Below are 13258 nucleotides of genomic sequence, written 5' to 3'. Positions count from 1 at the left end.
TTCGCGTGCCGCCGTCGAACCGATATCCGTGACCAGCTATTTCGTGGCGAAGACGGCGGCAAGGACGAAAACGCCGACCGCGCGGCGGTGCGGGGTCGGCGTTTTCGTGGCTATTACCTGGGGATCAGTTCCAGTCGCCCAGGCCGTCGCGCGAGTTCAGCGTCCCGCCCGCGGTGTTCTGCACGATGACCGGATCGCCCTTCTGCGCGTTCTCGAAGAACCAGCGAGCGTCCTCGGTGCTCACGTTCAGGCAGCCGTGGCTGGCGTTCGACACACCCTGCTGGCCCACCGACCACGGGGCGGCGTGCACGAAGATGCCGCTGTTGGAGATGCGGGTGGCGTACTCGACCTCGAGCTTGTAGCCCTCGGGCGCGTCGATCGGCACGCCGTAGGTCGAGGAATCCATGATCATCTTGCGGTTGCGCTCGCCGACGATGTAGATGCCGTTCGGGGTCTCGTACTTGGGCTTGCCCATCGAGGTCGGCATTTCCTTGACCACCTCGCCGTTGCGGGTGACGGTGATGGTCTTGGTGGTGTCGTCGGCGGTGGTGATCAGCGCGTCGCCGATGCGGAACGAGCTGGTCGTGCCGCCCGCGACCACGGTCACGTCGGTGTTGTCCGGCCAGAAGTCGTACGGCCGCCAGCGCACCTGCCGGTCGCTGAACCAGTAGAAGTGGCCGGGCGCGTCCTTGGCAGAGGTGATCTTGATTGCCTTCTCGGCGGTGGCCTGGTCGGTGACCGGCTCCTGGAAGGTGATGATGATCGGCTGCGCGACGCCGACCGTCTCGCCGTCGGCGATGTTGATGGTCGGCGGGGCGAAGTTGGCCTGCGGAGCGGGATCGGTGGCCGCGGCGGCCGATCCCGAACCGACTCCGGAAACGCCCTGCTCGGCCTGAGCGGGAGCGACGATCATGGCACCGGCCGCCGCGATCGCCGCGGACAAGAGGACGCCCCGCCGAATGCGGCGGGCTAGCCGGTTTTCCTCGCGGAAACTCGACAGCGACCTGTTGTTCGAAGCGGCTTGCATAGGTTTTCGTCCATTCCAGCTCTCGCGCGCGCGTACGCGAGCGAGATATCTCATCGGTTTGGTGCTCGGGCGCCCGCGAACCGTGTCGCGAGTCCATCGGAGCTGCCATGGGTATTGCCGGGGGCCTGCGAAGCACCCACGGGCATGACAGCCCAACCCCGTTCATTCCTACCGTCCCGGCACGACATGAAGCCAGTGGCGATATTCGGTTATGCGCCCGCACGGTCGGATGTGTTATGGAACACATAAGCCATTGACAGTCATTGCCTTTCGGTAAACGGCCCGGTCAGGTCGGCAAGTGCGGTGCCGGGGCGGCAACCTGCCGTCCGTCCGGTTTTGTGCAAGATCAAACAATTTCGTGACCGAAATCACTCGATGACGTCGAAGGGAATCGACCGATGCGGCCCGGTCGCGATGTTGTGCGGCACCGAGAGTGGCGTCCGTCCGCGCGCGTAGCGCGGCGGCAGAGCGAGGCGGACGCGGCGGAGCAGTGTGGCCAGCACCACGCGCAGTTCGTAGTCGGCGAGGCTCGCGCCGACGCAGCGTCGATGTGCCCCACCGTACGGCGCGAGCTCGAACGGACCGTAGCGACGGTCGAGGAATCGCTCGGGCCGGAATCGGGCGGCATCGTCCCAGGTGTCCGGGTCGGAGTGCAGCAGGGGCAGCGCGAGGCCCATCGTGTCGCCGGCGCGCACCCGCACGCCGCGCAGCGTGACGGGCTCGGTCACCCGGCGCAGCACGATCGGCACCGGCGGGTGCAGGCGCAAGGTCTCCTGGCAGACGGCGTCGAGATAGGGCAACCCGGGGAGAGCGGCGGGCGAATCACCCGCCTCGCGCAGTTCGGCGCGCAGCCTGCGCAACGCCTCGGGTACGCGGTGCAGATGGTAGAGCGCCCAGACCAAGCTGGTCGCGGTGGTCTCGTGCCCGGCAACGAGCAGGGTGCGCAGCTGATCGCCGAGATCGGCGTCGGTGGGGGCGCTTCCGTCGTCGTAGCGCGTGCTCAGCAGCAGGCCGAGGATGTCGCAGTCGTCTTGGCGCGCAGTGCCTTTGCGCTCGGCGAGATCCGCCTGGACGAGCCGGTCCAGATGTTCGCGCGCCGCGACGAACCGATCCCACGGCGCGCGGCCGAACGCACCGCGGCGCAGCGCGGGCAGCAGCAGCAGCGGGCCGGAGAAGGCGGTCAGGAACTCGGTGATCGCGGCGGTGTAGGCGACCCGTCGCTCGCGGGCGCGCACGCCGAAGACCGCCTCCAGGATCACCCGCAGCGTGATCGAGCGCGCCGCGGCGCGCGAATCGATCCGCGTCCCCGGTCGCCACGGCGTCGTCTTACCCGGTCGCCACGGCGTCGTGCCGCCGTCGATCTCGTCGAGCGTCGCGGCCTGTATCAGCTCGCCGTAGGCGCGGACCCGCGCACCGTGGAAGGCGGGCGCGAGCAGGGTCCGATCCCGCCGGTGCCTGGCGCCCGAGGTCAGGATCAGCGAGGCCGGTCCCACCAGCGGCTCGATCGGATTCGGCCGCGGCGGTTCCAGCAGCTCCGTCGGCGCGCGGAACAGTTCCCGCGCGCCTGCCGGTGTTCCGGTGAACAGCACCGCACCGAAGCCCGGGAAGCGGACGTAGAAAGGATCCCCCTCGCGGGCCCGCCGCCAGCGGAAATACCGTTCGAAGTCCAGCCCGGCCGCGAGCGCGTGCAACGGGAACAGTCGCGGCGGCGCGGGGACGGCGGTCTCGGTCGGCATGCCTTTACCTACGAGTTGCCCGCGGCGGCGGTTCGACCGGAGAGGTCAGTGCGGCGAACTCCAGCGCCCGAACGGCGTCGCGAGGCAGGACGCGCCGGTGGCCATGTTCCAGGCGAGGGCCGCCGCGCCGAGGCACACCACGGTTCCCTCCTCGGTGCTGACCTGCGCGCGCGATCCTTCGAAGGCGATGGACAACGCGATGGTCCTGCCGTCGCCCGGATCGGGATCGGTGATCGAGGTGAGGGCGAGTGCGTCAGGGCCGAAGCCGAGGGCGACCGGAATCCCGCCCGCGCCTTCGCTCGCTCCGATGCCGCCCGCGGCGCCGATGCCGAGCGCGGTGGCTCCCGAGGTTGCGCGGGCATAACCCACACCGTCGAAACCGGCCGAACGCGCTTCCCCGAGTGTGTCGGTGGCGGCACGGCAACCGCTGCGACCATCGATGACGGTGATATCGCCGCCGTACTCCGCACTGCAATGCGCATCGGTTGCCGATGCGAGGGCGGGGAACGCGAACGAGCTGCCCACCGCGGCGGTCGAGCAGATGAGTGCGCTGATCAGCTTCACGGACAACCCCTTTCGCGCCGTAGTGCCCACCATACCGAGACGGTTGCCCGCGGAGTTGTGCCGCTGCGTGCCCGCTCGAGTGTGCCTGCCGAGCCCGTTCCGACTCGACTACCGCGTTGCTGATGGTGTATGCATGGCGTGATATTTGAAGATCAGGTCGTCAACTTCGGATTCTTACGGGGGTGTGAGTTCGGAGCGTTACAGCTCGGGAGGACTGTACGTGTCTCGTCAACTGCTATCCGGTATCGCGCTCGCGATCGGAACCGCCGCCGCCGTGTTCGCCCTGGTGGCCTGTAGCTCGACGATCAGCGGCACCGCGCAGCCCGCGGTCGACAGCGGAACCATCGACGCGGTCAACACCAGCACTCCGAAGACCTCCGCGCCCAGGTCCAGCGCCAGGCCCACCTCCGGCAGGCCGACGCCGACGGGCGGCAACACCGATTTCGAGGCCTCCATCGGCGATTGCGTCACCTTGGGCGGCACCACGACCAACGCCACCATCGCGAAGGCCTCCTGCGGCAGCCGGGCATCGAACTACAAGGTCATCGGCAAGACGCCGACCAGCTCGGGCTGCCCGGCGGACCGCGACAACTACTACGCCGAGACCATCAACGGCGTGCAGCAGGGCGCGCTGTGCCTGGACATCGATTGGGTGGTCGGCGGCTGCATGGACGTCGGCGGTGACGACCCGAAGCGGATCGACTGCACCGAGCGCGGTACTCAGGGCGTCCGGGTGACCAACATCAAGACCGGCGCGACCGACGCGAGCGTCTGCGACAGCGGCATCGGGTTCGAGTACTCCGAGCGCCGCTTCGTGGTCTGTGTCGAGGAGCTGTAACTCGCACTAGGTTGGACCGGTGACCACCGCCCAGGAGCTACCCCGGCTGCATTCGGCGACCGGGCGGTGGATCCTGCTGGCGACCATCCTCGGTTCCTCGGTCGCCTCGTTGGACGCGACAGTCGTCAACATCGCGCTGCCCCGCATCGGGGAAGCCCTCGACACCGACGTGGCCGGTCTGCAGTGGACGCTCAACGGCTACACCCTGACGCTGGCCTCGTTCATCCTGCTCGGCGGCTCGCTCGGCGACAAGCTCGGCAGGCGCAAGGTCTTCGTCTGGGGCGCGGTCGGTTTCGCGATCGCCTCGGTGCTGTGCGGCGCGGCCGTGAACATCGAGATGCTGGTGGCGGCGCGGGTGCTCCAAGGCGTGGCGGGGGCGATGCTGACGCCGGGCAGCCTGGCATTGATCTCCTCCTCGCTCGACGAACGCGATCGAGGCGCGGCGATCGGGCTGTGGTCCGGTTTCGGCGGGGTGGCGGGCGCGCTCGGGCCGTTCCTCGGCGGCTGGCTGATCGACTGGGTCGGCTGGCAGTCCATCTTCTTCATCAACGTGCCGCTGGTCGCGGTGGTCGTGGTCGTCGCGCTGCGCCACGTGCCGGAGAGCGTCGACCCCAACGCCGTCGCGCGGCTCGACGTCCCTGGCGCGGTGGTGGTCGCGCTGGCGCTCGGCGCGCTGACCTTCGGGCTGATCGACGCGATGCCCCTGCTCGCCGCGTCCGGCGTGCTGTTGCTCGCGGTGTTCGTGGTGATCGAGCTGCGCAGCGACCATCCGCTGGTGCCGCCCGCGCTCTTCCGTTCGCGGGTGTTCACCGCGGCGAACCTGGTGACGCTGGCGGTCTACGCCGCGCTCGGCGGCGTCTTCTTCCTGCTCGTGCTGGAACTCCAGCTGGTGGCGGGCTATACGCCGTTGCTGTCGGGGCTGGCCACGGTGCCGGTCACGCTGATCATGCTGGCGCTGTCCGCGCCCGCCGGGCGATGGGCCCAGGTGCACGGACCGCGCATTCCGATGACGCTCGGACCGCTGCTGGCCGCCGCGGGATTGGTGCTGCTGCTCCGCATCGGACCGAATGCCGGATACGTCGGCGACGTGCTGCCGGGAGTCGTGGTCTTCGGGCTCGGTCTCGCCGTGCTCGTCGCGCCGCTCACCGGCGCCGTGCTCGGCGCGGTGCCCGCGTCCGAGGCCGGTATCGCCTCAGGGGTGAACAACGCCGTCGCCAGGACCGCGCAGCTGCTCGCGGTCGCCGCGCTGCCCGGGCTGGCGGGCATCTCCGGTTCCCTCGCCGACCCGGCCGCGTTCGACGACGGGTTCGAGACCGCCATGTGGATCTGCGTGGGGCTGTTGGCGGCCGGGGCGCTGATCGCCGCCGTGCTGTTGCGTCCGCAGCGCCATGCGCCGGATCTGAAGAGCGTCGAGTGCCTGCCGCAGTGCGCCGTCGCGGGCCCTGCTATCGCACCCCGGCGGAGCCTCGTCGATGACGCGACGCACGGGAGCGCTGAAGCCCCCTAGGCGGAAGCTCCATAGATACAGAAGGGAGCGGGCGATATCGCCCGCTCCCCGTCGTCCGCACGGTGGCCGATCAGATCGGCACGAAGCCCGAGCCGGGCCCGCCCCGCGCGTTGAGGTCGTTCATGATCGCACTCATGTTGGTGCCGACTTCGGGACCGAAGCAGGCGATGGCCAGGTAGGCGTTCACCATGCCGACCAGGGTGGTACCCACCACCACGGGAGCGCCGGAATCACCCTCCACGACGCACATCTGGCTCCAGGTCTCGACATTGGTGCCGAACACGTCGCCCCACGCGATGCCACAAGTGTTGCCGGTGGTGCGGCCTTCCTTGCAGACGATCATCGGGAACTGGGCAGGCGCGCCGATGCCGGTGATGGTGACGTTGCCGATCCGGTTGACCGGGGTGATCGCGCCCCCGTCGAACTCGATGACGGCGTAGTCCAGCTCGGAGTTGGAGTAGACGAAACGACCGATCTGGCCCGCGCCGCGATCGGCCTCGGAGTACACCTTCGCACCCGCGTCGCCGCAGTGTCCGGCGGTCAGTCCGACAAGTCTGCCCGCGCTGTCGTGACCCACCGTGGTGACGGTGCACTCGAACATATTGTCGATGATGATGCCGGATCCGCCCCCGATCACCGGCGGCGCGGCAGCCGCGGGGCCCGCGCCCGTCCCTAGCAGCGCCGCGCCGAGGGCGACGGCGAAGACGGCGTTGGCCGCCTTGACGAGTTTGCTGAACATGTCCCTCCAGATGTCGGAAGCCCGCACGATATCAATCTGTCGCACCCATCGTGTCAGTATTCGGTCTCGGGCGCGTCTCGTACCGAGGATGCCTCGGAGGTGCCGCCGAATCGTAATCGCGATAGCTAATCTCTATTACTGAGCTCAATTGGACGACACGCCCAATGTGTTTCAAATTCGGTAGAACTCATTCAGCAAGCATTCAAAATGACGCCAGCTTTTAGATGAAAGATTTCCTCGTAATTGACCGGAGATAGAAGAGAAGCCCATATGGCGGCGCCTCAACTGTAACTTGTTCTAAAATTTTGGTGCTTAATTTTGGTGCCGGAGACAAGGAGGTCGCAGCGTTCTCGTGAGGTTTCCACGAAGGTGACTCGAATCTATGACTGCAATCACATGACGATGGTGTGTTCTGCACTACTCCGTAGTAAGGTGCGTCAAGCAAACAAGTCGTCGGGGTGAGCAACCGGCGTCGAGAGGGGTTAGTCAGTGCAGTCGACCAAGAGTCCTCCCACGGGATCACGGATAAGTGAAGCGGTCGATTGGACGAGGTCGTACTGGGAAGACCATCCCAAGCGGTCACTGGAGACCTTCGGCCGTCAGATCACGATGGGTATCGCCGCGGTAGCGGAACTGTTCATCGCCATCTTCCGGCGGCGGTTCCCCTTCGGTGAATTCGTCCGGCAGTGCGCCTTCATGGCCAATGTGGCCGCGGCCCCCACGTTGCTCGTCGCGATTCCGATCGGCGTCATCGTCTCGATTCAGGTCGGCGCGGTCGCCGGTCAGGTCGGCGCGACGTCGTTCATCGGCGCGGCCAACGGCCTCGGCATCATCCAGCAGGGCGCGCCGCTGGTCACCTCGATCATGATCGCGGGCGCGGTCGGATCCGCCATCTGCGCCGACCTCGGCTCGCGCACCATCCGCGAGGAGATCGACGCCATGAAGGTGATGGGCGTCGATCCGATGCGCCGCCTGGTCGCACCGCGGCTCGGCGCCGCGATGCTGGTCAGTGTTCTGCTCTGCGGCTTCGTCGTCTTCGTCGGCTTCCTGACCGGCTACATCTTCAACATCTTCGCCCAGGGCGGCACGCCGGGTTCGTACGTCAGCACCTTCTCGTCGTTCGCCGTGACCCGTGACCTGTTCGTCGCGTTGGTGAAGTCGCTGATCTTCGGCCTGCTGGCCGCCATCATCGCCTGCGATACCGGTCTGAACACCCGCGGCGGCCCCGGCGGTGTCGCCAACTCGGTGAACTCGGCGGTGGTCAGCTCCGCGCTGATGCTCTTCGGCGTGAACCTCATCATCACCCAGGTCTACAACGCACTCTTCCCCCCACAGGTGGTCTGAGCCGGTGTCATCAACCTACGTACCGCCGCTGCTGCGGCCCCTCCAGGGACTCAAGCGTTCCGCGCAGGCGCCGGTCGATCTCGTCGCGCGGCTCGGCCATCAGGTGTTCTTCTTCCTGCGGTCGGTCGGCTCCATTCCGCTGGCGCTCAAGCAGTACCCCAAGGAAGTGTGGCGGCTGCTCTCCGACGTCACTTGGGGCAACGGCAATCTCGTCGTCGGTGGCGGCACCATCGGCGTCATCGTGATCCTGAGCGCGTTCGGCGGCATGACCGTCGGCATCCAGGGTTACACCTCGCTGAACCTGCTCGGCCTCAGCCCGATCACCGGCGCGATCTCCGCGTTCGCGACCACCCGTGAACTCGGCCCGCTGCTCGCCTCGCTGGCCTTCGCGGCCCAGGCGGGCTGTCGATTCACCGCGCAGCTCGGCGCGATGCGCATCTCCGAAGAGATCGACGCGCTCGAGTCGGTGGCCATCCGGCCGCTGCCTTACCTCGTCAGCACCCGGATGTTCGCGGCGATCGTCGCGATCGTCCCGCTGTACTGCCTCGGCCTGGCCACCGCCTACCTCTCCTGCTCGCTGACCGTGCAGCTGGTCGGCGGCACCGCCAGCGGCACCTACGCGCACTACTTCTACCAGTTCCTGATACCGACCGACGTACTGTATTCGCTGCTCAAAGCGATCATTTTCGTCGCGATCACCACCTTCATCCAGTGCTACTACGGCTTCTTCGCCTCCGGTGGCCCGGAAGGCGTCGGTGTCGCGGCGGGGCGGGCGATCAAGATGTGCATCATCCTGGTCGTTTTCGCGGACCTCTTCATGACGTTGGCGATATGGGGGGTCAACCCCGGAATCCGGATCTCGGGGTAAGGGCCAGATGATCATCGATCCCAGTGGGCGCGGGCCCACGATGCGGCAGTTGCTGATCGCCGGCGTGTGCGGACTCGTCGTCTTCGCGCTGGTGCTCGCTTTCCTCATGGCGCGCTACACCGGCTACTTCGTACCCAAGGTGAACGTCGTCGCCAGCCTGACCACGACCGGTGACGGCCTGCCGTCGGAAGCCGACGTGAAGTTCCGCGGCGTCCTGGTCGGCGTGGTGGACTCGGTCGAGGTCGCGGCGAAGGGCGAACTGCAGAAGGTGCAGATCGAACTGAAGCCGGAGTACGCGGGCGACATCCCGTCCAACGTCACCGCGCGCGTGGTGCCGAGCAACCTGTTCGCCGTCACCTCCATCGAACTGGTCTTCAACGGACCGGCCGACACCTACCTGAAGGAAGGCTCGATCATCGAGGAGGACCGCAGCAAGGGCACGATCGCGCTGCAGGACACGCTGACCACGGTCCGCAACATCCTGGACAAGATCGACCCGGTGCAGTTCGGCCGCGTCCTCGGCACCCTCTCGCAGGCGCTGGACGGCAGCGGCCGGATGCCGGGCTCGACCATCGAGCGGCTGGACCGCTGGGTGCTCGCGGTCGACGAGTCCATTCCGGATCTCGGTGTGCTGCTCGACGACTTCTCCGGTTCGTTCCGCGCGCTGAACCAGTCGGCGCCCGAACTGCTCGACGTGCTCGGCAGCTCGGTGCAGACCGCGACCACCATCGCCGAACGCCGCGACGAGCTCGTCGCGCTCATCACCGGGACCAGCGGCACGGTGGACACGGTGAACGCCCTCTTCGCCCGCAACCCCGATGTCGGCAAGCAGGTCACCGTCGGTACCGCCGACATGTTCGGCGCGCTGACGGCCGACCCCGACGCCATCACCAGGACGCTGCTGAACTTGAGCGAGTCGACCAGGGCGATGAGTACCACCTTCCACTGGGGTCCGCAGCAGCAACAGGTCTGGAACGCCGGTATCACGCTGACGCCGTACAAGCCGTACACCGTCGCGGACTGCCCGCGCTACGGCGGGATGGCAGGCCCGAGCTGCGCCACCGCTCCCGAGGTGAACGAACTGCCGCCGCTGCCGGAGAACCTGCGGCCGCGCGCGCTGGAATCGGCGGCCGGTCTGCCACCGGTGGTGCCGATGCCCGGCCTGCCGCTGATCCCCGGCGTCACCATGCCCGATCCGGGCCGGGTCGTCGCCGACCTGCAGCAGAACGCGCAACAGCCGTTCGCGGGCACGCCACTCGAGGGCCTGTTCCCGATGCTGCCCGGCCTGCCGGGCATGGCGCCCGCTCCCGCGCCCGCGGCGGCTCCCGCCGCGACCCCGGCGGCCGCCCGCCCGATCTCCTATCAGGGTGACGCGGCGATCGAGCAGCTGCTCGGCCGCAAGCCGACCACCGCGGAGTACCTGCTGCTGAGTCCGATTCTGAAGGGCGGAACCTTGCAAGTGTCCGAGAATGGTGCCGTCCGATGAGTATTCGTAAGCCGCTGATCGGTTTCGGACTCTTCGCGATCGTCTCGATCCTGGTGACGGTGGTCGTCTGGAACACGCTCGCGCGCGTGGTGCCCGGCGACACCAAGACCTACTCCGCGACGTTCACCGATGTGCTCGGCCTCCGCGAAGGCGACGACGTGCGCATGGCCGGTGTCCGGGTCGGCAAGGTCGAGAAGATCGAGCTGGCTCGTGACAATCGGACCAGGGAGTCGGTCGCGAACGTGACGTTCATCGTCGAGAGCGACCAGACCATCTACGACGACACCAAGGCGCTGGTCCGCTACCAGAACCTGATCGGCCAGCGCTATGTGGCGTTGTCCCCGGGCGGAGCGTCGAATCCCGCGCCGCTGAAGAACAATGCGTCGATTCCGCTGGAGCGCACCGAGCCGTCGTTCGACGTGTCGGGTCTGCTCAACGGATTCCAGCCGCTGTTCCAGGTACTGCAGCCCGAGCAGGTGAACCGCCTCTCGGAGACGTTCATCCAGGCGCTGCAGGGCGACAACGTCTCGCTGAGCTCGTTCATCGTGCAGGCCGCCCAGCTGGCCACCGATTTCCAGCGCCGCGACGCGATCCTGTCCGACGTGATCACCAACCTGTCCGGTGTGATGGCGGGCTTGGCCAAACGAGGTGATGAATTGGAGACCCTGGTGACCCAGACCCGGGCCTTGATCGGCGGACTCTACGAGCAGGGCCAGATCCTGCTGCATTCCACCGAGCAGATCGCGAGCGCGACCACGTCGCTGGTCGGCATGGTCGGCAACATCCAGCCCAAGCTGCAGGTGGCGCAGAACTCCACGAGCGCCGCGCTGACGCTGCTGCTGGCCAACGGCGCCAAGCTGGACCAGGCCGCGATCGACGTGCCGAACATCCTCTCGGCGGCAGGTAGGCACACCTCCGAGGGCGGCTACGCCAACGCCTACCTGTGCGGCCTCGACGTCTCGCTGTACGGTGTGCTCTTCCCCCGCGGTCTGTTCTCGCAGATCGGCGGCAACGCGCACTCGGCGGTGTGCCGCCCATGATCGCGAAGATGAAGAACCGCTTCGACAGCAACCGCTACTTCTGGCTCGGCCTCATCGGCGCCGCTCTGATCGTGGTGCTGCTGATGGCATCCGGCATCATCCGGATGCTCGGCGTCGGCGATCAGACCGTCAAGGCCGAGTTCGTGCAGGCGGCCGGTATCAAGGTCGGCGACAAGGTCAACGCCGCGGGCGTTCCGGTCGGCACGGTGACCGGTGCGAAGCTCGAGGGCGGCCACGTGCTGCTCACGATGAACGTCGACAAGAACGTCGAGCTCGGTCCGGACGCGCGCGCCTCGATCAAGATGGCCACCCTGCTCGGCGCCAGGTACGTCGACCTCGATCCGGGCAACGGCTCCGGACTGAAGGACGGCCGGATCCCGTTGTCCAACACCGCGGTTCCGTACAACCTGGCCGACGTGGTGCAGATCGGCACCCCGAAGTTCGAGGCGCTCGACACCGCCAAGCTCGCCGAGTCGCTCAATGTCATCAACGAGTCGATGGGCGGCTCGGCCGAGCTGACGGCGCAGGCGCTGGACAGCGTCGGCGCGCTGGCCAAGGTGATCGACACCCGCCGCGACGAGGTCGACAAGCTGCTCAAAGACTTGGACCGGGTCACTCAGATCCTCGGCGACAACCGCAACAGCGTGCTGCTGGTGATCACCCAGGGCGAGGCCATCGCCAACCGGGTGATGGAGCGGCAGGACCTGCTGCGTCAGCTGCTCGACAACATCGCCGCGCTGACCAAGCAGCTGCAGGAGATCGGCGCGCAGAACGAGGGTCAGCTCGGCCCGACCATCCAGCAGTTGAACACCATGGCCGAGGGTCTGCAGAAGAACAAGGACAACCTGGATCGGATGCTGTCGATCATGCCGCCCACGGTGCGCTACCTGGCGAACTCGTGGGGTGGCAGCGGCCCGTACGGCGACGTCGGTCTGCCGTGGCTGTTCCCGGACAACTGGTTGTGCTTCGCACAAGCCATCGAGGGGTGCCAGTGATGAAATTCGCCACCACAGGCAAAATCAAGTCCGTCGCAAAGCTTTTCGCGATCAGCGCCGCCGCGCTGACGGTCGGCAGCTGCTCGCTGTTGCCCACCTCGGTGAACGACGCGCTCGGCGGCACCATGCACATCACCGCCGACTTCGAGAACATCGCCGGCATCTACGAGGGCAACCCGGTCACGGTGCTCGGACTCCAGGTCGGCAAGGTCGACAAGATCGTGCCGAAGGGCACCCTCGTCGAGGTGCATCTGTCGATCGATTCCGGGGTGAAGATCCCGAAGAACGCGGAGGCGGCGATCGTTTCGCCGTCGATCGTCACCGATCGGCACATCGAGCTCACCCCCGTCTACACCGAGGGCGAGGCGATGAGCGAAGGCACGCATCTGCCCAAGGCGCGCACCAGAACCCCGGTCGAGCTGGACACGATGATCAAGACCATCGATCAGTTCGCCGCCGCACTCGCGCCGCAGGAGGGTTCCGAAGGAATCGGCCCGCTCGCCGGCCGGGTGCTCTACCCGATGCTGGACGGCAACGGCGCGAAGATGCGGGACACCCTCAACGCGCTCTCCGGCGCGCTGAAGGTCGGCGTCGACAACAAGGACGCGATCTCCAATATCATCGTCCAGCTCAACGAGCTGACCACGATGCTGGCCCAAAACGACCAGTCCGTGCGCGATTTCAGCAACCGGGTGACCCAGATGACCGGTCTGCTCGCCGAGCAGGCGCCCGGTCTGCAGGCCACGCTCGACCAGCTCAACGACTTCCTGGCCAACACGAGCACCACGCTCGTCGATTACCAGGATCAGCTGTCGGGCAGCCTGACCGGGCTGACAAACGTCACCCAGCAGCTCAGGGACAACGCCTACGGCCTCACCGAGGTCACCGACGTGGCGCCGATGGCACTGCAGAACGTCGACCGGATCGTGAACCGCGAGGGCCGCTACGTGCGCCTGCACGCCATCATCGGCACCGCGCTCAACGGCGAGATCGTCGCGCTGTTCTGCGAGCGGATACAGATGAAGGCCGACGGGTGCCGCACCGGAAATATGCAGGACTTCGGACCCGACTACGGACTCACCGCCGCACTGCTTGGACTGACGAAATGACGTAC

The 13258-nt window shown here is 67.1% G+C and carries 12 protein-coding genes; 8 read left to right on the top strand and 4 right to left on the bottom strand.

Annotated elements, in window-relative coordinates:
* Nucleotides 1–124: 124 nt before the first annotated feature.
* The 3 genes from AC3ERS_RS29685 to AC3ERS_RS29675 form a co-directional block, all read right to left on the bottom strand.
* Nucleotides 125–1027, bottom strand: a complete 903-nt coding sequence (locus AC3ERS_RS29685; protein ID WP_431971425.1) for a L,D-transpeptidase — start codon at nt 1025–1027, stop codon at nt 125–127.
* A gap of 368 nt (nt 1028–1395) precedes the next feature.
* Nucleotides 1396–2763, bottom strand: a complete 1368-nt coding sequence (locus AC3ERS_RS29680; protein ID WP_431971424.1) for a cytochrome P450 — start codon at nt 2761–2763, stop codon at nt 1396–1398.
* Between the two features lie 45 nt (nt 2764–2808).
* Nucleotides 2809–3327 carry a DUF6764 family protein gene (locus AC3ERS_RS29675; protein WP_431971423.1) on the bottom strand — a complete coding sequence of 173 codons (519 nt, stop codon included), beginning with the start codon at nt 3325–3327 and terminating at the stop codon, nt 2809–2811.
* 220 nt (nt 3328–3547) lie between these two features.
* Between AC3ERS_RS29675 and lppU the strand changes: the two genes are divergently transcribed.
* Nucleotides 3548–4165 (top strand): LppU family putative lipoprotein, encoded by a 618-nt coding sequence (gene lppU / locus AC3ERS_RS29670; protein WP_431971422.1) that lies wholly within the window; start codon nt 3548–3550, stop codon nt 4163–4165.
* A gap of 19 nt (nt 4166–4184) precedes the next feature.
* Nucleotides 4185–5672: an MFS transporter gene (locus tag AC3ERS_RS29665; protein WP_431971421.1), complete on the top strand. Its 1488-nt coding sequence runs from the start codon at nt 4185–4187 to the stop codon at nt 5670–5672.
* Nucleotides 5673–5742: 70 nt separating this feature from the next.
* Here AC3ERS_RS29665 and AC3ERS_RS29660 read toward each other — a convergent pair whose 3' ends face one another.
* Entirely contained in the window at nt 5743–6411 is a 669-nt protein-coding gene (locus tag AC3ERS_RS29660; RefSeq protein WP_431971419.1) for a S1 family peptidase, read from the bottom strand.
* A gap of 489 nt (nt 6412–6900) precedes the next feature.
* On the opposite strand from AC3ERS_RS29660, the gene AC3ERS_RS29655 reads away from it, so the two are divergent.
* From AC3ERS_RS29655 to AC3ERS_RS29630, 6 genes are read left to right on the top strand one after another with little or no spacing between them, the layout of a single operon-like run.
* Nucleotides 6901–7755, top strand: a complete 855-nt coding sequence (locus AC3ERS_RS29655; RefSeq protein ID WP_431971418.1) for an MlaE family ABC transporter permease — start codon at nt 6901–6903, stop codon at nt 7753–7755.
* Between the two features lie 4 nt (nt 7756–7759).
* Nucleotides 7760–8623, top strand: a complete 864-nt coding sequence (locus AC3ERS_RS29650) for an MlaE family ABC transporter permease (RefSeq protein WP_068060715.1) — start codon at nt 7760–7762, stop codon at nt 8621–8623.
* Nucleotides 8624–8630: 7 nt separating this feature from the next.
* On the top strand, nt 8631–10109 hold the full coding sequence (locus tag AC3ERS_RS29645; RefSeq protein WP_431971417.1) for an MCE family protein: 1479 nt from the start codon (nt 8631–8633) through the stop codon (nt 10107–10109).
* Nucleotides 10106–11149: an MCE family protein gene (locus AC3ERS_RS29640; RefSeq protein ID WP_431971416.1), complete on the top strand. Its 1044-nt coding sequence runs from the start codon at nt 10106–10108 to the stop codon at nt 11147–11149. The genes AC3ERS_RS29645 and AC3ERS_RS29640 overlap by 4 nt, the downstream gene beginning before the upstream one ends.
* A complete protein-coding gene (locus AC3ERS_RS29635; protein WP_431971415.1) occupies nt 11146–12144 on the top strand; it encodes an MCE family protein in 999 nt (332 codons plus the stop codon). Before AC3ERS_RS29640 ends, AC3ERS_RS29635 begins: the two co-directional genes overlap by 4 nt.
* Nucleotides 12144–13253, top strand: coding sequence for an MCE family protein (locus tag AC3ERS_RS29630; RefSeq protein ID WP_431971414.1), 1110 nt, complete (start codon nt 12144–12146; stop codon nt 13251–13253). The genes AC3ERS_RS29635 and AC3ERS_RS29630 overlap by 1 nt, the downstream gene beginning before the upstream one ends.
* Nucleotides 13254–13258 lie beyond the last annotated feature (5 nt).

The organism is Nocardia sp. bgisy134, assembly GCF_057708325.1.
The sequence above is the reverse complement of the archived record's forward strand: the minus strand, read 5'-3'. Positions and strand labels throughout refer to the sequence as shown.

What these genes read in the sequence shown, in the direction of transcription:
- AC3ERS_RS29635 (WP_431971415.1), top strand. Translation starts at nt 11,146, where the DNA reads ATGATCGCGAAGATGAAGAACCGCTTCGACAGCAACCGCTACTTCTGG.
- AC3ERS_RS29660 (WP_431971419.1), bottom strand. Translation starts at nt 6,411, where the DNA reads ATGTTCAGCAAACTCGTCAAGGCGGCCAACGCCGTCTTCGCCGTCGCC.
- AC3ERS_RS29630 (WP_431971414.1), top strand. Translation starts at nt 12,144, where the DNA reads ATGAAATTCGCCACCACAGGCAAAATCAAGTCCGTCGCAAAGCTTTTC.
- AC3ERS_RS29640 (WP_431971416.1), top strand. Translation starts at nt 10,106, where the DNA reads ATGAGTATTCGTAAGCCGCTGATCGGTTTCGGACTCTTCGCGATCGTC.
- AC3ERS_RS29685 (WP_431971425.1), bottom strand. Translation starts at nt 1,027, where the DNA reads ATGCAAGCCGCTTCGAACAACAGGTCGCTGTCGAGTTTCCGCGAGGAA.
- AC3ERS_RS29680 (WP_431971424.1), bottom strand. Translation starts at nt 2,763, where the DNA reads ATGCCGACCGAGACCGCCGTCCCCGCGCCGCCGCGACTGTTCCCGTTG.
- AC3ERS_RS29645 (WP_431971417.1), top strand. Translation starts at nt 8,631, where the DNA reads ATGATCATCGATCCCAGTGGGCGCGGGCCCACGATGCGGCAGTTGCTG.